The organism is Paenibacillus sp. S-38 (genome assembly GCF_049942825.1).
In the GTDB taxonomy this organism is placed as follows: domain Bacteria; phylum Bacillota; class Bacilli; order Paenibacillales; family NBRC-103111; genus Paenibacillus_G.
Genome location: NZ_CP187970.1, coordinates 1780008 through 1798565, shown reverse-complemented (window position 1 = coordinate 1798565; position 18558 = coordinate 1780008). Strand labels below are relative to the sequence as shown.

Annotated in this window: 18 protein-coding genes, 1 tRNA gene and 1 pseudogene; 4 read left to right on the top strand and 16 right to left on the bottom strand. The window is 56.9% G+C overall.

Translation table 11 applies throughout. The annotated features are described in order from the left end of the window. Positions 1-3 precede the first annotated feature (3 nt). The gene (locus ACP26L_RS08610) at positions 4-1161 is read right to left on the bottom strand and encodes a CaiB/BaiF CoA transferase family protein (RefSeq protein WP_426452103.1); all 1158 of its coding nucleotides are present in this window, start codon (positions 1159-1161) and stop codon (positions 4-6) included. A gap of 226 nt (positions 1162-1387) precedes the next feature. Here ACP26L_RS08610 and ACP26L_RS08605 point away from each other — a divergent pair, with 226 nt between their 5' ends. After that, a complete protein-coding gene (locus ACP26L_RS08605; RefSeq protein WP_426452102.1) occupies positions 1388-2101 on the top strand; it encodes a FadR/GntR family transcriptional regulator in 714 nt (237 codons plus the stop codon). 65 nt (positions 2102-2166) lie between these two features. Here the strand turns inward: ACP26L_RS08605 and ACP26L_RS08600 are convergent, their stop codons facing one another. Next, a complete protein-coding gene (locus ACP26L_RS08600) occupies positions 2167-3984 on the bottom strand; it encodes a sensor histidine kinase (RefSeq protein WP_426452101.1) in 1818 nt (605 codons plus the stop codon). A gap of 119 nt (positions 3985-4103) precedes the next feature. Between ACP26L_RS08600 and ACP26L_RS08595 the strand changes: the two genes are divergently transcribed. After that, positions 4104-5699, top strand: a complete 1596-nt coding sequence (locus tag ACP26L_RS08595; RefSeq protein ID WP_426452100.1) for a response regulator — start codon at positions 4104-4106, stop codon at positions 5697-5699. A 193-nt stretch (positions 5700-5892) separates the two neighbouring features. Here the strand turns inward: ACP26L_RS08595 and ACP26L_RS08590 are convergent, their stop codons facing one another. The 8 genes and pseudogenes from ACP26L_RS08590 to ACP26L_RS08555 all read right to left on the bottom strand — a co-directional run bounded on the left by ACP26L_RS08590 (position 5893) and on the right by ACP26L_RS08555 (position 13738). Beyond that, entirely contained in the window at positions 5893-6813 is a 921-nt protein-coding gene (locus tag ACP26L_RS08590) for an NAD(P)-dependent alcohol dehydrogenase (RefSeq protein ID WP_426452099.1), read from the bottom strand. A 181-nt stretch (positions 6814-6994) separates the two neighbouring features. Next, positions 6995-9688 carry a LuxR C-terminal-related transcriptional regulator gene (locus ACP26L_RS08585; RefSeq protein WP_426452098.1) on the bottom strand — a complete coding sequence of 898 codons (2694 nt, stop codon included), beginning with the start codon at positions 9686-9688 and terminating at the stop codon, positions 6995-6997. A gap of 89 nt (positions 9689-9777) precedes the next feature. Next, entirely contained in the window at positions 9778-10200 is a 423-nt protein-coding gene (locus ACP26L_RS08580) for a VOC family protein (RefSeq protein WP_426454869.1), read from the bottom strand. A gap of 27 nt (positions 10201-10227) precedes the next feature. After that, a pseudogene (locus ACP26L_RS08575) lies at positions 10228-10877 on the bottom strand (formylglycine-generating enzyme family protein). A gap of 62 nt (positions 10878-10939) precedes the next feature. Beyond that, positions 10940-11308, bottom strand: a complete 369-nt coding sequence (locus ACP26L_RS08570) for a DUF4180 domain-containing protein (RefSeq protein WP_426452097.1) — start codon at positions 11306-11308, stop codon at positions 10940-10942. Positions 11309-11398: 90 nt separating this feature from the next. Next, complete coding sequence (locus ACP26L_RS08565; RefSeq protein ID WP_426452096.1) at positions 11399-12067, bottom strand: TetR/AcrR family transcriptional regulator; 669 nt, start codon at positions 12065-12067, stop codon at positions 11399-11401. 127 nt (positions 12068-12194) lie between these two features. After that, complete coding sequence (locus tag ACP26L_RS08560; protein ID WP_426452095.1) at positions 12195-13178, bottom strand: alpha/beta fold hydrolase; 984 nt, start codon at positions 13176-13178, stop codon at positions 12195-12197. After that, entirely contained in the window at positions 13175-13738 is a 564-nt protein-coding gene (locus tag ACP26L_RS08555; protein WP_426454867.1) for a MarR family winged helix-turn-helix transcriptional regulator, read from the bottom strand. Before ACP26L_RS08555 ends, ACP26L_RS08560 begins: the two co-directional genes overlap by 4 nt. A gap of 220 nt (positions 13739-13958) precedes the next feature. Here ACP26L_RS08555 and ACP26L_RS08550 point away from each other — a divergent pair, with 220 nt between their 5' ends. Beyond that, the gene (locus tag ACP26L_RS08550) at positions 13959-14360 is read left to right on the top strand and encodes a VOC family protein (protein WP_426452094.1); all 402 of its coding nucleotides are present in this window, start codon (positions 13959-13961) and stop codon (positions 14358-14360) included. A gap of 143 nt (positions 14361-14503) precedes the next feature. Here ACP26L_RS08550 and ACP26L_RS08545 read toward each other — a convergent pair. After that, positions 14504-14576 (bottom strand) — tRNA-Ala (locus tag ACP26L_RS08545). A 112-nt stretch (positions 14577-14688) separates the two neighbouring features. Then, the gene (gene nrdR / locus ACP26L_RS08540) at positions 14689-15168 is read right to left on the bottom strand and encodes a transcriptional regulator NrdR (RefSeq protein ID WP_013915032.1); all 480 of its coding nucleotides are present in this window, start codon (positions 15166-15168) and stop codon (positions 14689-14691) included. 99 nt (positions 15169-15267) lie between these two features. Here nrdR and ACP26L_RS08535 point away from each other — a divergent pair, with 99 nt between their 5' ends. After that, complete coding sequence (locus ACP26L_RS08535) at positions 15268-15492, top strand: small, acid-soluble spore protein, alpha/beta type (protein ID WP_426452093.1); 225 nt, start codon at positions 15268-15270, stop codon at positions 15490-15492. 130 nt (positions 15493-15622) lie between these two features. On the opposite strand, the gene ACP26L_RS08530 is transcribed toward ACP26L_RS08535, so the two are convergent. From ACP26L_RS08530 to mutM, 4 genes are all read right to left on the bottom strand, one after another. Continuing rightward, complete coding sequence (locus tag ACP26L_RS08530; RefSeq protein WP_426452092.1) at positions 15623-16183, bottom strand: lytic transglycosylase domain-containing protein; 561 nt, start codon at positions 16181-16183, stop codon at positions 15623-15625. Beyond that, entirely contained in the window at positions 16180-16776 is a 597-nt protein-coding gene (gene coaE, locus ACP26L_RS08525; protein ID WP_426452091.1) for a dephospho-CoA kinase, read from the bottom strand. Before coaE ends, ACP26L_RS08530 begins: the two co-directional genes overlap by 4 nt. A 97-nt stretch (positions 16777-16873) precedes the next feature. Next, the gene (ytaF, locus tag ACP26L_RS08520; RefSeq protein WP_426452090.1) at positions 16874-17554 is read right to left on the bottom strand and encodes a sporulation membrane protein YtaF; all 681 of its coding nucleotides are present in this window, start codon (positions 17552-17554) and stop codon (positions 16874-16876) included. A gap of 146 nt (positions 17555-17700) precedes the next feature. Further along, positions 17701-18543, bottom strand: a complete 843-nt coding sequence (mutM, locus tag ACP26L_RS08515; protein ID WP_426452089.1) for a DNA-formamidopyrimidine glycosylase — start codon at positions 18541-18543, stop codon at positions 17701-17703. Positions 18544-18558: the final 15 nt, after the last annotated feature.

The window sequence follows — 18558 nt, the reverse complement described above, 5'->3', positions numbered from 1 at the left end:
CAGCTATACTTCCTCCCTCGTAAGCTGAAATTCCTGAAGCAGCTCCTCATTATGCTCCCCGATTCTCGGCGAGCCTGCGGAAGAGACCAGCCTCTCTCCGTCGATCCGGATAGGGCATCGGGTCGTCACCATCGATGCCCCGTTCGCCCGTGTGACCTCTTGTGTCATTTGCAGCACCTGGAACCCGTCGTGCGCCAGTAGACGGTCCCAGGTCAGTACGTCCGCGCACCAGTAGCCGGCCGCTTCAAGCCGTTCCAGCCAATGGACGGTAGTCTCCATAACCAGATGCTCCTTCAGCACCTGCTTGATGGTGTCCCGCTCCGTGAACCAGGATTTGGGATCGGTATAAGCCGCCAGCGCGCCGCACCCAAGCAGCTCTCCGAGATGGGTAACGGATCCCATGGCCAGGGCGATATACCCGTCCAGGGTCTCGTAGATTCCATACGGTGCTCCGAGATAAGCGTGAGCATTACGAACGGAGCTGCGGACCGGGGCTTGACCGCCGTCATTCAGATAGGTGCTCAGCACCTCGAATTGAAAATCAAGAACGGATTCGAGCAGGCTTGCCTCTACCAAGCCTCCTTCCCCGGTCACCCCGCGCCGTACGAGACAGGCTAAGATCCCCTGAACCAGATGGGCGCCGGCCATCATATCGGCAATAGCCAGTCCGAAGGGAACCGGGCCCTGATCTTCGTCACCGCTGAGCCAGGTGAGTCCGGACAACGATTGCACCAGCAAATCCTGGCCCGGCTTATCCTTCCAGGGGCCGCTCGGTCCATAGCCGCTGATCTGACCATAGACTAGCCTTGGGTTCAGCTGTTTTACCTCTTCATATCCGAGCCCAATCTTCTCCATCACACCCGGACGAAAGTTCTGAATGATGACATCCGCGCGCTTTGCCAGCTCGACGACAGCCGCCAGGTCGGAAGGGTCCTTCAGGTTGACCGCCAAGCTCTCCTTATTCCGGTTGATCGAATGAAATAAGGTGCTGTCTCCATCGAGCTCCAGGTTGGAAATATACAGCCTTCGGCACAGGTCCCCTCCGTCCGGCCGCTCGACCTTGATGACACGTGCGCCCAAATCAGCCAGCCGAAGCGCCGCGGAGGGTCCGGAGAGAAACTGACTAAAATCAAGTACAAGCAAGCCTTGCAGCGGCTTCATTAAGGATCCCCTTCTTTCCGTGTATTCCCCTCAACATTCGGTATGCTGGTAGTACCAGTATAGTAAAAATAAAAATCTGCGTTAAAACAGGATACGATAATACCCTTTTTCAACGAAGCTCGATTATGTTATGATAAGTTCACTTGGTTCTCTGGTAGTACCACGGTTTCAGATTACCACCGAATTCTGATGAATTCAATCCTTTTTTGGAGGTTAACCCCACACCATGGTGCAATGGGAAAGTGTAAAACGTGTTACCGTGACGGAACAGATCATGGAGCAGATCGCTCATTTTATTACCGAAGGGCAGTTGAAGGCGGGTGATAAGCTGCCGAACGAGCGGGAGCTTGCCGCAACGCTTGGCGTAACCCGCGGCCGTGTCCGTGAAGCGCTGCGCGCCCTATCCCTGATCGGCCTGATCACGATCAAGGCCGGCGAAGGCAGCTTTGTCAACAATCAGGAGGTCCCGATCCCCGAGGATACGATTGTCTGGATGTTCCATAACGAAATCAACAACCTGGAGGAAGTCTACTCCGCCCGCAAGCTGATTGAGACGGAGGTGTACAGCACCGCTGCCGGCAAACTGACGGCCGGGCACCTGGAGCAGCTGTCCCTGCTGCTGCACCGAATCCGCGGCATGAACGAGCCGTCCGCTGCCGAGGTGCTGCAGCTGCTCGACGAATTTGACCTGCTCATCGGTGAGCACTGCGGTAATGCCATATATTTCAAACTCATGCAGACGATTGTGCATCTGCGGAGAGAAACCAGCATTCACATTCTCCAGGTGCCGGGGGCTGTCGAGAGCAGTATTCATTCCCGCTCCGCCCTGCTCGCTGCATTCGAAAGCGGAGACAGCGAGCAGGTCAAGGCCACTGCCGACGACTTCTTCAAGACCTCCCAAGCCTTCTACGAGTCGTTAGTGAAACATCCTCCCGAATAAAGGAGGATGCTTCTTTTGACATCACTGGCAGCCCTAGTACAAAAGGACATGCTTATAGACATGCCCTAGTAAAGCTCCGGATCCTCCTTGATCGGGATCGTCACGAAAATATTCGTTCCCACGCCCGGTGTGCTGATGATTTCGAGTCCGTACGCTTCGCCGTAGTAGAGCTGAATCCGTTTGTTGACATTATGCAGACCGATGCTGGTTGTCCCTTCCTCCGGATGGCGGAACGACCGGTTGAGCGCCGCGGCCTGCTCCTCCGGCATCCCCTTCCCGTTATCGCAGACCTCGAAGATGAGGTGATCCCCGACACTGTAGCCTCGCACCTCGATCAGACCTCCGCTCGACCGGTTGGTGATGCCGTGGATGATCGCGTTCTCCACAAGCGGCTGAAGGATGACCTTCAGCATCCGCATATCCATCATTTCCTGGCGGATATCGAGGACTATCGAGAACATTTCCTCGAAGCGGATTTTCTGCAGCAGCATGTACTGCTCGAGATGATATATCTCCTCTCGTACGGTTACGAGATCGCTGGACCGGTTAATGCCGTACCGCAGAATCTCCCCGAGGGAGAAGGCCATGTCGGCCGCATCCGGGGCTTGGCGCGATTCCGCCACCATGCGGATGGACTCCAGCGTGTTGTACAAAAAGTGCGGATTGATCTGCATCTTCAGCATCTGCAGCTCCATCTCTTTTTGCGAAATTTTCTCCCGGGACACCTCATGGATCAGATGCTCGATGCGCCCCGACATGTGATTGAACGTACGGGCCAGCTGCCCGATCTCGTCCTCCTGCTGCAGGGTAATCTCCTTGTTGAACTCTCCGCCTTCCACCCGCTTCATCAGGCGGATCAGCTTATGCACCGGCTTGACGATACTCCGCGAGAAAAGAATCGTGAAGATGATCATGAGCAGAAGCAGCGACAGCGTCGTGAGGAACGTGGTCATTGCCATGTGATTCATGTTCTTGTACAATGCTTTCAACGGAATGAGGTTGACGACCTTCCAGCCCGTCCGCCCCGACGCCGCATAGCTGAAGAGATAATCCGTGCCGTCAAGCATCATCCGGTTGGAGGAACCGCCCTGCGGGACACCGAGCTTCGCGGCGATCTCCCCCGGGACCGGCTGCCCGATCCTCTTCGGATCCTTATCGGCCAGAATCCGGTTCCGGTCATCGAGCAGGAGCACCTGGTTGCCCTCGACGCTGCGCATCTCCTCCGTCAGCTTCAGCAGATAATCCATGGAGCTGCTCACCATGACGACGCCGATCGTCTCGGAGGTCTCCAGCTTGTAGATGCCCCGGGCCACACCGAAGACAAAGTACGGCTTGAAGGGGGGCGTCGAGTTGGCTACCGGATAGGTGGGCATGGTGACGACCTTCTTATAATCGTGAAGAGCGGTGTCGAACGCTTCGCGGGCAGCCGAATCCTGGTCGACCGATACACTCGACCACTTGCCGTCAATGTACTGGATCCCCATGCCGGTGCGGTTGTAAAGAACGAGGGATTCGATGTGCTCGTTCACCGTCATATACTTGTTGGCCTCGCCTGTGAACGCGTTGCGCATGTTAAAATCAAACCGCCCGGTACTGTTCGATTCATCGACGTAGCTGAACAGCGCGGAATGGTTCCCGTGCTCCCAGATCAGCGGTACCTTGGACATCGCGATCAGTCCATCCATCGTCTCGTCGATCTTGCTCACCGTCTGGGTGTTCAGCCGCTGGATGACCTCCAAAGTATCCTTCTCCTTGTCCTTCTTGAAGTTCGAATAGGTCAGCCACGACAGCGCAATCATGATGACGAACACAAATAGAAAGCCGGCATACAGCTTGACTGCAATGGGCAGATTGCGAAAGTGTAAACGTTTTATTCTTATCATAGTCCGAACCCCCTGATCCCTTGCTCTGCCGATGATGCGAGCATGCCGTATCCGGAGCCCCGTTACAGCGGCTGCCCGCCTGTATCCTTGCCCAAACCTGCAGTTTTTCGGAGGACCCCATGCTAAAAATAGTAATCGCCGATGATGACAAAACGATCCGCGAAGGAATCGGCACCATCATCCGCTCCCTCGGGCGCGGCTATGAGATCGACTCCACGGCTTCGGACGGCCGGGCGGCCCTTGAGCGGGTCACCGCGTGGAAGCCGGATGTCCTCATCACGGACATCAAGATGCCGGTGATGGACGGCATCCAATTGGTCCATACAATATCGGGGATGGACCTTCCTGTCAAGATGATTGTGCTCAGCGGATATGACGAGCTCCAGTATGTGAAGGAAAGCTTGAAGGCGGGGGTCCGCGACTACCTGCTCAAGCCGCTGAACAAGCGGGACCTGATCAAGCTGCTCGACCGGATGGAATCGGCCAAAGCCGTGGAGCTTCTGAGGGCGGAACAGCAGGAGAAGCTGAAGCGGCGCGTGGAGGAAAGCCGGTTCCTGCGGAAGGAGCGGCTGCTCTGGGACCTGATCGTGAACCGGGTCCAGCCGTCCCCCGCATTCCATGAACGGGTGTCCGAGTTCGGGCTGGACCGCATACCCGAATTCGTGCTGGCCATCGTCCGAATCGACGGTGCGGCGGAAGAGGCCTCCTCGGACGCCATGGCTTTCGATTGGGGGGCATGGATTCAGGCCCTGAGCGAGGAAGAGCGGTGGCTGGACCGGAGCCTGTTCAGCTTCCAGAACGGCCAGCTCACCCTACTCCTGCCGAGCCCCGCCGGAGCGGACGATTCACCGGCCGCAGATCCGGCCCTGCTCGCGCGGCTGACCGAGCGGATGCGGGCGTGTGCCGCCGGAGCCTACACGGCGGGCGTCAGCCGGCCCATCCCGTCCCTGTCGGCCGTCCCGCAGGCGTACAAGATGGCGGCCGACAGCCTCCGGCAGGCCTTCTATGACGGGCCGGGCGGCGTGCATGTGTTCGACAGCCGGCGGACCGTCTTCGCTCCCGTACTTGATTCGCAATGGGCGGCGCCTGTCCAGCAGATCGTTCAGGCCGTCGAAGCTTTAGATGCGGCCAAGGCCCGGGAGCACCTCGACTCACTCCTCTGCGCCTGTATCGGGCAGCGCAGCGATCCGGCCCAGCTCGCCGGCGAATGCTCGAAGCTGGTCCGCAAGCTGTACGCGCGTTTCGAAGAGGCCGAGCGGATCGGGGAAGGTGATCCGGAGCGCAGCCTCCTGCGGATGATAGAGACAGCTCCCACCGCTTCCTTGCTGCGCGAGCGTCTCTGCGAAGACCTGCACCGCCTCGTGCTTGAGATGCAGGCTGACCGGGCGAAGAAAGACAGTCCGGTCATCGCTTCCGCCAAGGAATACATCCGCCGGAATTACCAGCAGCAGATGAACCTGCAGACCGTAGCAGCCCAGGTGAATCTCAATCCGAACTACTTCAGCAATTACTTCAAGCAGGAGACAGGAATGAATTTCCTCGAGTACCTGCTCGACGTGCGCATTCAAGCGGCCAAGAAGCTGCTGGAGGAGCCCGACGTGAAGGTGTACGAAGTCGGCTACCTGGTCGGTTACGATAATCCGAGCTCCTTCAACCGGGCGTTCAAGAATGTCACCGGGGTGACGCCGAGCGATTACCGCAAGAAAGTGCCTTAACCGGCAATAAGCATGAACCGTTCCGCGGAACGCATCCATGCTTCTATTCTTTTGGGGCCGATAAAAATGAAAAAAGCGGATCAGAGAGGGTCTCCGTCACGCTTTTGGTTCATGAAATGTACCCTAGATTGAACTCGAACCGCGCTGACAGGGTCACGAGCATCGTCTACTCCTCTCCGCCCGGCGCCTCGCCTCAGCCCGGAGGAACCACGGTTACAACGACATTGCCCCTCTTCCGTCCGGTTTCCACATACCGGTGTGCCTCGGGAATCTCCTCGAGCGGGTACCGTCTATCGATGACCGGCCTGATCCGGCCCGTTTCCATAAGCTCCTTGAGCAGCCGGATGTCCTCCGGAAGCACCTTGGCGATCCCCTGCCCATCCACGGTCAGGTATCTCCCGTCCGGTGCGAGCGCTCTGCGGCACTTTGATTTCGGAAGCTTCCCTACGGCATCGAAGATGATCTCATACCGCTCCGGCCTCTCCGCGAAATCCTCCCGGGTATAGTCTATCCACCGTTCGGCCCCCAAGGACTTCACGAGCTCCGCATTCGCGGCGCTGCATACCCCGGTCACTTCCGCTCCGAAGTGCCTGGCAAGCTGCACGGCCGACGTCCCTACCGCTCCGGAGGCGCCGTAGATAAGCACCTTTTGCCCGCTCCGCAGTTGCCCTTTCCGGAAAAAATGCAGTGCCGTCGTTCCGCCGAACAGAATGGCCGCGGCTTCCTCATGGGTGGCATGGGCCGGTTGGACAGCCACCAGATCCTCCTCGGACAGACAGGTGTACTCGGCATAACAGCCCAATCTCATCCGGGTCAAGGCAAAGACGCGGTCCCCTTTCTTGAACCTCTTCACCGCTGGCCCTACGGCTTCCACCTCTCCGGCCAACTCTACACCCAGAATCGGATTTCTTGGTTTGGTGAATCCGAGCACCGCTCGCATCGGAAGCCATAACAGCGGCGGACTTTGAAAGGCCCGGACGCGGATATCCCCTGATGTTACGGTGGCCGCATGGATTTTGACCAGCAGCTCCTTCGCCTTCGGGACGGGCTTCGCGATCTCCCGGAGCTCCAGAACATCCGGCCCCCCATACTTGGTGCATACCATCGCTTTCATCGGCTTCCTCCCTGCCTGTTGTATCGGGGTAAGTATACCCTTAAACCGGCAGGAAGTGGAAGATACTTAAGTATGGTTTAGGTGCTGTTGGAGGGAATCAGAATCAGAATCAGAATCGGATTCGGAGTCGGAATCGGAATCGGAATCGGATTAGGACTCGGGCAGCTGGATACATCCCGGCTTACAGCAGCCCCAGCCTGCGTGCGCGTGCCACTGCTTCCGTGCGTCTTTGAACCCCCAGCTTGTCGAACATATTCCGGTTGTGCCCCTTCACCGTACTGAGCGCGAGGAACAGCCGCTCGCTGATCTCCTGATTGGAGAGCCCCTCGGCAATAAGGCGGAGCACCTCAAGCTCCCGCTCACTCAAGGGTTCGGTCAGATGCTCACTCTCGGCAGGCTGAAGCTGGGGCCTGAGCCGGTACGGCTCCGCGTCGACTGCAGCTGCGCGCTGCTCCGCTTGGAATGCGGCCAGCAGCCTTCCTGTATAAGCCGGCATGATTCCACGGGCCCTGGCCTCGCACAGCAGCCTATACACCGGGGCCCCCCCATCGATAAAAAGCCGGATAAAGCCGCCAGGTGCGGCCAACGCCAGGGCATCGGACACCTGCTGCACCGCCCTGGCCCTGCCGCCGAGCGCATGCAGGGCGGCAGCCTGCAGGACTATGGCCTGGAGCCTCTCATCCTCCAGGCCCTCCGCTTCCGCCTTCTCCCTCAGGGGCTCGAGCACGGCCAGAGCGGCGGAGGGGTCGCCGTCCGCCAATCGGACCTGCGCCAGGCTGAGCGGAAGCCCGATCCTCTGCGCCAGCTGTGCGGCTGCCGCCGGATGGCCCTGCTGCTGCAGCAGGCTTACCTGTACCGCAGCGATCAGAGCGTGCAGCTTAGTGGACCGCGGGTCCCCGGAGAGCCCTTCCGCCTTCGCCAACAGCCCGGCCGCACAGCCCGCCTCTCCCCTCGCCAGCTTCAGCCGGGCGAGGAACACTTCGCCTGCCCCCGTACGGTCGGTCTGCTCGAGCAGCCTGGCCAGCCGGACCGCCTGCTGTGCGTGTTCCTCTGCCCTATCCAGGTCATTCCACTGGTAACTGATACGGGCTAAGCCCAGGTGCGCTTCGCAAGCGGCCGGCATGGGCGGGTCTCCTGCCCGGGACAGCACTTCCCGGTAGGTCTGCGCCGCTGCGCCAAGCCGGTTGTCCGCTTCCTGCAGCAGCCCGAGACCAAGGGCGGCCATGATCGTGATGGCGGCATGCCCGATCTTCTCGCTGACCGCCAAAGCCTCCCTGTATGCCTGGCCGGCCGCGGGGCGGTTCCCTTGAAGCTGGTAAGCATAGCCGAGCGCCCAGGTTGTGGCTGTCCGAACCGGCAGATTGTCCGGATGCAGAAATTCCAAAGCGCGGCGCGCCTGCGCGAGGATGGTATCGGCTTCATGCCGGCTGACCGCCAGGGAAGCGCGTATGGAGGCAATATGTCCGACCCAATCCCGGCTCCGGTCCTCCTGCCCTGCCTTCCGCAGAGCCAGCTCGGCGGCCTCCAGCTTCTCCTCCACGCCGGACAAGCGGCCCTCTATCAGCAGGGCCGAAGCGTACAGGACCCAGAGCGAGGGCCTTGCATTCAGCTTCTCCTTCGGCAGCGAGTCCAGCCATTTCCGGACGGGGGCCACCGCTCCCCGAAAGAGCAGGGGCCTCCCCGCCCCCTCGACCAAACGCGCGGCACGTTCCACATCCTGAGCTGCATCCGCATGATACAGCGCTTCCAGCTCCAATCCGGCCGCCTCATACCACTCACTGGCACGAATGTGCAGTTCGGCCTCTGCTTTCTTCGCATTGCCGTTCCTAACGGAGAAGCTGCGGTGCAGCCGCTCCCGCAGCAAATCCCGAAAAAGATGATGATAGCGGTACCAGCGCCTCTCATCGTCCAAGGGAACGATGAACAAGTTAGCCCGTTCGAGCGTTTCCAATGCTTCCTGCCCGGAGACGGAGAGAGCGTCCGGTTCTCCGGCATCCTTATGCATAACGGCATCACAGAGGGGACCGCACATCCGTTCGAGGATCGAAGTACGCATCAGGAACGTCTGGATACCCGTGGACTGCTTGTGCAGAACCTCCTCTATCAGATAATCCAGCATGCTGCGGTGGGTGCCCCTGAAGGATTGAATGAAGCCGGCGGCATCCGGCTGACCCTGCAGGGAAATCCCCGCCAGCTGCAGGCCGGCAGCCCAGCCTTCGGTACGGGCTTCGAGCTTGGCAATAGCTGAAGCTTCGAGGCTTAGACCCAGGCTTCGATTGAGAAACTCGTCAGCCTCCGCGAACGTGAATCGCAGCTCGGCCGTCCGCAGCTCCGTAATCTGATCCCGAACACGCAGGCGCGGCAGAGGGAGATTCGGATGCTCGCGGGTCGCAATCACCATGTGCATCTGCGGGGGAAGGTGATCGAGCATAAAGGCAAGCGCACCTTCAGCAGCTTCGTCATCAATCACATGATAGTCATCCAGAATGAGGAGGAACGGGGCCGGGAGCGCGGCAATCTCATTCAACCACGCCGTCAGAATGGATTCCATCGGCGGCGGCTGAGGGGAGTGAAGCGCCTTCAGCGAACCTTCCCCGATCTTTGCCTCGACTGTCTGTACAGCAGCGATCAGGTAGGTAAGGAAGCGTACGGGGTCGTTATCCCCCTCATCCAGGGACAGCCAGGCAGCCGGCCGGCCGCAGCCCGCCGTCCATTCGCTGAGCAGTGTCGTCTTCCCGAAGCCGGCGGAGGCCGAGATCAGAGTGAGCTTCCGGTGCAGCCCCTCGTTCAGCCGCCTGATTAAGCGGGGCCGAAGCACCCTTTGCGGCCGGAGCGGAGGAATATAGAGTTTCGTAGACAGGATGGGTGCGGACATCGTGACCCCCATTCTGCGCCGTCAACCACGGCGCACGGATCGAGTTTGCTTCTTCTGTTCGGCTGTTAGCCAGTCAAGTTCTACCCTAACTACTCTTCCGTACCCCACTCCGGATTCCATACGACTTCCCACAAATGGCCGTCCAGGTCCAGGAAGTGTCCGGAATACCCGCCCCAGAATGCATCATGCGCGGGATCCGTGATCACGGCACCTGCCGCGCCGGCCTGCCTCATGATCTGGTCCACTTCTTCTTTACTCCCTACATTATGGCCGATCGTAAATTCGCTGGAGCTTCGCGGTGACAACGGAACCTTAGCCTCGTGAGCAAGATCTTTGCGGTTCCAAATCGCCAGCTTCATGCCCGCATGCAGGTCGAAAAAGGCAACCGCTCCATGTTCAAATTCCGTCCCTATGATGCCTTGCGTCGGTAAACCCAAGCCGTCGCGGTAGAAGATCAACGCCCTCTCCAAATCATCTACCCCTAAGGTGAGTACAGAGATACGTGGTTTCATCATTGGATCCGCCTCTTTTCCTTCGTCTTACTGTAACAGGGACCTGGCAAGACGAAAGCCGAGATCGTCGATCTGAAACGCAGGGTGGCTGCGGCGGCGGCACGTCGCCCCGCAGCCTCTGGCCTCCTCCGCCCAGCTGCCGCCGCGGAAGACCCGGTAGGAACCGTATACTTCCGCATCATATACATCCCAGCACCATTCCCACACATTGCCCAGCATATCGTAGAGCCCCCATGCATTGGGCAGCTTATGACCCGCCTCGCGCACGCGGCCGCCCGAGTTATCCCGATACCACGCTATGTCCTCAAGCTCCCCGTACCTGTACCCGTTCGTACCCGCTTTACAAGCGTACTGCCATTCCGCCTCGGTCGGAAGACGATAGCCATCCGCGACCACGTTCCAGACCACGCTCTCCCCATCCTGACTTACCGAGTAGCATTCCTGCAGATCCCATTGCCGGGATAGCGCATTACAGAACAAAATCGCATGGTGCCACGAGACCTCCGTGACTGGAATTCCGGGCACGTCATGGAGCACGGCCCCCTCTGACATGACTGAGAAATACAGCTCTCTTGGTACCTGAACCGGCGCGAGCAAAAAGGAATTCATCTGAGTGGTCCAGGTCCTCTTGATCCGGTCATCCCTTAACTGCACCTACCTGCCGGAATGTGCACCATGGAAACTACAGCAGGACCGTGCTGCGTGTTGGACACCAAGCTTCCCTCCCCCGTTCCCTCTATTACTTCAGCATGCTTAGCTTAGCCACTGCCTGCTCTTCCGTCGGCAGGAAGAAGATATCGCTGCCGTTGTTCGATTCATAGATGAAATCCCGCAGGCTCCGGCTCGTGTATCCCGAGAAATCACCGACAATCGCGGCTTTCACACGATAGTTGACGAACTTCTGAAGGATTTCGCCTGCCAGGCGTGTTTTCAGATCGAAGAAGCTTTCGCTCACCAGGGATTTGGGAATCACCATCCGGTCACAGTCTGTCTCATAGCGTACGGTCGCCATCAAATCCAGCGCCGACTGCACATCCTCGATAAGGATCTCGCTGCCGCTCACAACCGCAACACTTTCTCCGCCCGCCGTCATCTTGGTTATTTTCATGGTCATCCTCCCAGCCTCTATTGCACTCAAGTCGTTCACAACATATAAAGCTTCGTCAGCCTTCACGCCGCCATCCTGCGAAGAATCTTATTACTTACTGACTCCACGGGTCCCGGCCATCCTGCCTACATAGTCCTCACCAATGTACCGGTTATCCTCGCCGTGGATGGGCGGTATGCCCGCTACCCTGAAGAAGCTCAGACCTACGACCATTGCCATCAGCCCATAGGCTGCGCTTGACGGATCTTCTACAGTCATATGCCCCGTGCGGTTCCCGTAATCAAAGATCTTGGCTATACCCTGGAGATCCGCCGTGTAGCTCTCCGATACGATCTTCTGCAGCCCGGGGTCCAGCGCGGCCTTGGAGAAGAACTGCACAAAGAGTCTTCCCTGATCCTGAAACGGGATAAACATCTTCTCCACCCCGTCGAGCTGCGAGACGTTGATCCTTTTGTCCGTATCATCCCGGTAGGGTGGAAGGATCTGTTCCAGCGTCACATCAAGCATCTCTGCCGCAGTCATACCGCCCCGGAGTTCCGACTCTATCCTTAGGCCATAGTAGGCCAAGAACGCCTTGAAGGCTTCGATCGTCAGATGGTCCTTGTTCTTATAATAATAGGTCACCACTCCCTTGGAGCAGCCCGCATAATCAGCCACCTTGTCAAGCGTCATGCCATCCATCCCGTGAAGGCTGATGCAGGTTAACGTGGCGTTGATGACCTCCGCACGGCGCCTCGGTTCCATTCCTACCTTGGGCATAGTTAGTTACCTCATCCCCCTTCTTTTTATACTGTACAGTCGGAATAAAAACAGAGTACACCATATTTTGCCAATTTGTCAATCAAAGAGCTTGCCTCACTGAAAATAAAAAAAGACCCCTCAGGGTCTATCTGCTGCCGAACGCGTTCCCCTCTATCCCGTTAATCTGATGCAGGGCCTCATAGAACCGTTCGGGCTGATCCATCATCGTCATATGTCCGGCTCCGGCAATCATGAATATCCCTTTATGGGGAGCCTCAATCTCGTCGAAGTATTGCTGCGCAACGATATAGGGCGCCTGCCAATCATTCTCTCCCAGTATGTAATAAACCGGAACTTGATAAGCCGCGCTTTCCGCGCGAAGATTGAATTCACCTAAAAATCGATGCAGCTGGGCATTGGCCTTGAAAATCTGCCGAAAGGCGAGAATATCCGAAAATTGGAAGATCGGACTCTTGAGTATCGTGATCCAAATCCCAAGGTCAATCTTCACAGCCAATTGATATTTACCCTGAAGCTTTCTGACCTTTTCGCACTTTTTTAGGAATTCGCGGTTAAACACGATGTGGTTCCCGGGATACTCGCCGATGGACTCGAGTTTTCTCAAGGATCTTTGGTCACCGGCCTGCACAATCATTTCCTTGACTTTATTATATCCGACCTGCTCATTTTCAAGCATATTCACAACCTGCCCGACACCAATATAGTAGGCTGCCTCTTCAGGGTGTTGACAGATGAACAAGGAACCCAGCACACTCCCCCACGAGTGGCCGAGGATCACAATCTTCCGCTTGCCGTATGCCCCCTTCAAGTATTGAACGACTTCATACAAATCCTGCAGCAGCAGATCTATCGTGGGAAACCGGCCCGGATTACGGGTCCATGTCTTCCCTGCTCCCCGCTGATCCCAATGCACGACGGTGTAAATCTCCTCCCACTTTTCCTGAAACGCTCCCGTGAATAAAGATTCGACCGAGCCAGGGCCTCCGTGCAAAAACAGCATGACGGGATTTTCGCGGCTTGTTCCCAAGTGATACAGGAATTGATGGATTCCATTAATGGGAACATATTCTTCAAGACAAATGGGCCTCCTGCCTTTCTTCTTTTTCATTGGCCGGCCCCGCCTTTAGATTGCTTTCTTCGACGTTCGAATTCTTTCAACACTCTGGCCTTTATTTCGTCTTGGTCGTCCACCGGTTCCAGGTTTCCTTCCTCTTCAAACCCGTCTTGAACTTCACCGTCAAACCGGTACATTTTCTTTAACAGCGCCCACAGCTGCTCCAGCTCTTCCGTTGAAAAATCCTTGAATAGATCCGTAAAAAAATAGATCCCTTTTTCCGCGGCCACCAGCATGACTCCTTGGCCCGACGCAGTAATTTTCACATTCACGGCGCGTTTATCCTTCGGGCTCGGCGTAATGAGCAAGTATCCCTTCTTCTCCAGAATATCGATAATTTGCTTGATGCTCTGTTTGGTAGTTCCCAATTTGCGTGCGATATTGTTGAGCGTAGCTTCATCTTCCTGTAGATGTGCAATGGCAACCATCGCCATATATTGTCTTGATGTCAACTGCTCCAGGTAGGCATCCCCTTTGATCTGGATCTTATTGGCAAGAGAGAACAAAGTGGCATACGCCTGATGCATCAAAAATAATTCCCGGTACGAATCCATCACGATCCCTGCACCTCTTTCAAATAGACAGTATATGGTCTAAACTAAGGGTACCAGATCAGGGGTATAAAGTCAATATACTGTCATTTAATTGTCGACCACTGATAAAATAGTAAAAACACATCCAGCGTTTGGATGTGTTGAATTGTATTTCATGTTAAACCTTTACACAAAGGGATTTACATCATATGCTAAACGTAAAATGGAGGTGCGGCTGCTAATGAAGATGGTAAGATTGGAAGGAATTACACTGCTTGCCGACGATGTTGCCCGCTTGGCCCGGTTTTACCATGAAGTCTTGGGATTTGATATCGTTGTAGAAGAGGATCACTACGTAGAATTCAGCAATAATGGAGTGAGATTGGCCATTTGCTCCAAATCTCTGATGTCCGCGAATACCAACGGCTATTCTTCTTTCAGTGAAATTCGCAAAGGCCAAGCCGTCGAGCTTAATTTTCAATGTGATTCACCAGACCAAGTATACGCCTTGTACGCCGAATTCGTTTCGAAAGGAGCTATTGACGTCACAGCCCCACAAATCAAGCCTTGGGGTCATACCACCGGCTTCTTCGGCGATCCCGAGGGCAATATTCATTCCATATTTGCGGTGAATCCTGTATAAGCTCCGGCAGATGAATCACCGTAATCTTGCGCTTCGCCTTCTCCTCGCGCCGTGCGGGCGAACCTTGCGGGTACTCCCCTGTAGTTCCAGTACATAGCAAATAAAGAAGCACCCAACCAGACGGTTGGGTGCTTCTTTATTTATGGAGCCTAGGGGGATCGAACCCCTGACCTCATCGCTGCCAGCGATGCGCTCTCCCAGCTGAGCTAAGGCCCCGTGTTATCTTGCTTGCTCGCTCACTTGTTTGGTCCGTGGCGACAAGAATGATAATATCACACAGGAGCAAAGCTTGTCAACAATCTTTCGATTATTTTTCGGAGGCCGTGCCTTACTTCAAATTATCGCCGCCAACCTGGTGCTTGGAGAGCAGCTCATTGAGCTCCTTCATGAACATGTTGATGTCCTTGAACTGCCGGTATACCGATGCGAACCGGATATAAGCCACCTCGTCGACTGGGTACAGTTCGGTCATAACAATCTCCCCGATCTCCCGGCTGTCGACCTCAGCATGAGCGGTGTTGCGCACCTGCTTCTCGACTTCCGATACGATCATCTCGAGCCTCTCGAGGGATACGGGGCGTTTCTCGCAGGCCCGGATCAGGCCGCGCAGCATCTTCTCCCGTGAGAACTCCTCGCGGGATCCGTCTTTCTTAATAACGATCAACGGCGTTTCTTCCACCATCTCGAATGTCGTGAAGCGCTTCTGGCACTTCTCACATTCCCTGCGGCGCCGGATGGATTTGTTCTCGTTCGCAGCCCGCGAATCCAGTACCTTGGTGCCGATGTAGTCACAATAAGGGCATTTCATCGCATAGCTTCCTTTCGAAAAATTACCACAAGCTTCCGCTTATGAACTTCGGGCAATCGCCGCATAATACTGTTACCAACGACAAGGAGGTGAACAGACATGGGTGCAGGACAATCCCGCAGCAACAATGTATTGGTAGTGCCTCAAGCAAATGCAGCGTTGGATCAACTGAAATACGAAGTAGCTCAGGAACTGGGTATCGCCATTCCGCAAGACGGTTACTACGGTAACATGGCTACTCGTGATACTGGTGCTATCGGTGGTCACATTACTCGCCGCCTGGTACAAATCGCTGAGCAGTCGCTTGCCGGTCAATTCAAATAATAACACGTTTTAAAGAATAAGCAAGGAGTATCGGACGCTTCCCGGGAAGCCTTGTCCGGTACTCCTTTCTTTATACCCGAAGCCGCAAAGGGGCGTCCGTGGGCCGACTTCCACTTCCTATTAGGACCCACTATTCCCCGTAGAGTTTCTGGTATTTGTGATAATAGTAAAGCACCCTCTGTACATAATGCCGGGTCTCGCCGTACGGGATGTTGTCGACACCATCCATCGTGCCGTCCCATTCCTTGTCCTCGAGCCACCGGCTGACCTTGCCGTGCCCCGCGTTATAGCCGGCAACCACGGCAACCATATTCCCGGCAAACTGCTTTTTCATCCAATTCAGGTACCACGCACCGAGCTCGATACTGACCTGGGGCTCGTCGAGACGGTCCTTGTAGCCTTCCGGCAGCTCCGCCTTATCGATAATCCAGCCTGACGTATCGGGCATGAGCTGCATGAGGCCGTAGGCTCCCTTGTTGGACTGCTCGTCCACCTTATAGTTGGATTCCACCCGGATCACGGCTGCGATCAGGTAAGGATCCAGTTCGTATTTGGCTGCATTTTGGCGTATTTCCTCCTGGTAGCGGATCGGATACAGCATCCGCCCCACGAAAGAGCTGCTGAGAAACAAGAAGAGGACAAAGGTGATCAGCAGGAGGGCAAACACCCTCTTTTTGCGCCAAAATCTCATGAGAGTCCCCTCTCATGCCAAAACCGCTCTATCTGATCATCCGTTGCTTCCGGTGTGCCGGAATTGTCGATGAGGATATCGGCCAAGCGCCGCTTCTCCTCGATGTCCCACTGGGCCTGAAGCCGGCGGCCGGCGGCCTCTTCGCTGATGCCGTCCCGCTTCATCAGCCGCTGAAGCTGCAGAGTACGGGGCACATAGACGACCATAACCTGCTCATACTGCCCCTGCAGCCCCGATTCGTACAGCAGCGGAACATCCACAACAACCAGCTTGTCCGGATGCTCCGCCTCAAGCGCCTGCATTCTCTCCCGCATCGCCGCCCGAATGGGCGGATGCAGCAGCCCTTCGAGATCCTTCAGCGCCTCGGGATTGCCGAAGACCCGCTCACCGAGCTTCTTGCGGTGCAGTGAACCGTCCGGCAGCAGCAGGTCCTCCCCGAAGCGCTCGATCACCCGGGCGAGCGCCGGAGTGCCGGGCTCCACGACTTCCCGGGCAATCCGGTCGGCGTCCACGAGCAGCGCTCCGCGGCGGACGAGCATGTCGGCAACTGTACTTTTTCCGCAGGCGATCCCCCCGGTTAATCCGATGTTCATGCGCATTCCCCTATGTTCCAGAAGTTATGAATTTCTTATGAGTACGAATTCTGACTGAAGCTCTCCTGAAAAATGCGAGTCAGCCGCTTCCCATGGCCTACAACAATTTCATGATTCCCATCACAATCAAAACAAATCCGGGCAGCACCGCAAGTTTGCGGACCCATGGCAGACCGGCGTACCGGTAGCCGATCCGAAGGCCTACGGCCAGAAAGGTCCCGCTCGCCACGGCAATCACCGCGGCCGTGAGCCACGGTGTGAATCCAAGCATCGCAGCTCCCACCCCGGCACCGAAGGCATCCAGCGACAGCGCTACCCCCAGCAGCGTTGCCTCATAGGACGAGATGTTACCGGAACGGTCTACATCCGCCGCCTGAGGGGTCCGCAGGATCTGAATCACGAGGCCGAACCGCCTCAGCTCGATGTACAGAATTTCCTTCGCTGAAGCGGGGGTATCCGCAGCGGAAGCCGCGGGCTGCTCTACGCCGGAATCCGTATCCTCTTCGTCGCGCTGGAGCAGCATCTGTACCAGCGCCCAAATGCCGATGCAGATAAGGATCAGGGCTCCGATCAGCCTCGCGGCCGAGGGATTCACGAAGTTGAGCAGCAGTACGCCGATCCCCATGGACGCGTAGATGATGCCCCCGGAACAGGCGGCAATGATGACGATCGACAGAAGAGGAATCCGGATCCGGCGCAGGCCGTAGGTGACCCCGACACCGAAACCGTCCAATGAAACTGCCAGCGCAAGCAGCAGCAGTGAGATACCAGGCAGCATACGCAATCCTCCCTCAAGGGTGTGAATGACGCCTGAGGGGCCGTAGAACAACCAAGCCCGAGCAGCATTTTGACGTCTCACCCTACTATATGGGAGTCCTGGGCGGGATGTGCATCCGCTCCAGAGGTGTCTGCCTGTCTCCGGTATTACCTGCGTTCGCGCTTCAACTTCTGGCACTTCGGACATGTATGCGTGCCGCGTCCTCCAACCACCGTCTTCTCGATGGCGTGCCCGCAGTTCGGGCACGGTTCGTTCTTGCGGCCGTACACGCGGAAGCTGTGCTGGAACATGCCCATCTCCCCCTGGCCGTTGACGAACGACTTGATCGATGAGCCGCCGGCTTCCACCGCATCCCGCAGCGTCCGGATGATGGCCTCGTGCAGCCGGGCCGTCTCCGCCTTGGTCAGCGAGTCCGCTTCCCGCTCAGGGTGAATCCCCGCAAGGAAGAGGGACTCATCCACATAAATATTCCCGATGCCCACGATGTATTCCTGATTGAGCAGCAGCGGCTTAATCTTCGTCTTCCGTCCGGCGATCCGGCTGCGGAACGCTTCAAGAGTGAACGCCTCATCCAAGGGCTCAAGCCCCAGCTTCTTCAGCGGCTTCTCCTCGAGGTCTCTCCCCCGTTCATACACATGCATCGTGCCGAACTGGCGCACATCCTTATAGCGAAGCTCCGTGCCGTCCGTAAAATGAAACACCACGTGCGTATGCAGCTCCAGCGGATCGTCCGCGTCATAGACCCCGTAGCGCCCTTCCATCCGCAGATGGGAGACGAGCGTAAAGCGGTCCGTATGGATGCGAAGGAACTTGCCCCTGCGCTCCACTTCCTGGATCGTCTCGCCTTCGAGAAGGGTCTTGAACCTCTCAACGTCATCCGGGTGCTGGATAATCCGCGCCAGGTGGACCGATACCCGCTCGATCGTCTTGCCGGCCACCAGGACATTCAGCGTCCTGCGGACCGTTTCTACCTCCGGCAGTTCCGGCATGCTGTCTTTCCCTCC

Bases quoted from the DNA above. Each gene is read 5' to 3' on its own strand.
- ytaF (WP_426452090.1), bottom strand. From the start codon at position 17,554: ATGCTGCCTGGTATCTCACTGCTGCTGCTTGCGCTGGCAGTTTCATTG.
- ACP26L_RS08550 (WP_426452094.1), top strand. From the start codon at position 13,959: ATGAAGATGGTAAGATTGGAAGGAATTACACTGCTTGCCGACGATGTT.
- ACP26L_RS08560 (WP_426452095.1), bottom strand. From the start codon at position 13,178: ATGAAAAAGAAGAAAGGCAGGAGGCCCATTTGTCTTGAAGAATATGTT.
- ACP26L_RS08580 (WP_426454869.1), bottom strand. From the start codon at position 10,200: ATGAAACCACGTATCTCTGTACTCACCTTAGGGGTAGATGATTTGGAG.
- nrdR (WP_013915032.1), bottom strand. From the start codon at position 15,168: ATGAAATGCCCTTATTGTGACTACATCGGCACCAAGGTACTGGATTCG.
- ACP26L_RS08565 (WP_426452096.1), bottom strand. From the start codon at position 12,067: ATGCCCAAGGTAGGAATGGAACCGAGGCGCCGTGCGGAGGTCATCAAC.
- ACP26L_RS08570 (WP_426452097.1), bottom strand. From the start codon at position 11,308: ATGAAAATAACCAAGATGACGGCGGGCGGAGAAAGTGTTGCGGTTGTG.
- ACP26L_RS08600 (WP_426452101.1), bottom strand. From the start codon at position 3,984: ATGATAAGAATAAAACGTTTACACTTTCGCAATCTGCCCATTGCAGTC.
- coaE (WP_426452091.1), bottom strand. From the start codon at position 16,776: ATGAACATCGGATTAACCGGGGGGATCGCCTGCGGAAAAAGTACAGTT.
- ACP26L_RS08585 (WP_426452098.1), bottom strand. From the start codon at position 9,688: ATGTCCGCACCCATCCTGTCTACGAAACTCTATATTCCTCCGCTCCGG.
- ACP26L_RS08610 (WP_426452103.1), bottom strand. From the start codon at position 1,161: ATGAAGCCGCTGCAAGGCTTGCTTGTACTTGATTTTAGTCAGTTTCTC.
- ACP26L_RS08590 (WP_426452099.1), bottom strand. From the start codon at position 6,813: ATGAAAGCGATGGTATGCACCAAGTATGGGGGGCCGGATGTTCTGGAG.
- ACP26L_RS08595 (WP_426452100.1), top strand. From the start codon at position 4,104: ATGCTAAAAATAGTAATCGCCGATGATGACAAAACGATCCGCGAAGGA.
- mutM (WP_426452089.1), bottom strand. From the start codon at position 18,543: ATGCCGGAACTGCCGGAGGTAGAAACGGTCCGCAGGACGCTGAATGTC.
- ACP26L_RS08530 (WP_426452092.1), bottom strand. From the start codon at position 16,183: ATGAGATTTTGGCGCAAAAAGAGGGTGTTTGCCCTCCTGCTGATCACC.
- ACP26L_RS08535 (WP_426452093.1), top strand. From the start codon at position 15,268: ATGGGTGCAGGACAATCCCGCAGCAACAATGTATTGGTAGTGCCTCAA.
- ACP26L_RS08605 (WP_426452102.1), top strand. From the start codon at position 1,388: ATGGTGCAATGGGAAAGTGTAAAACGTGTTACCGTGACGGAACAGATC.
- ACP26L_RS08555 (WP_426454867.1), bottom strand. From the start codon at position 13,738: ATGGATTCGTACCGGGAATTATTTTTGATGCATCAGGCGTATGCCACT.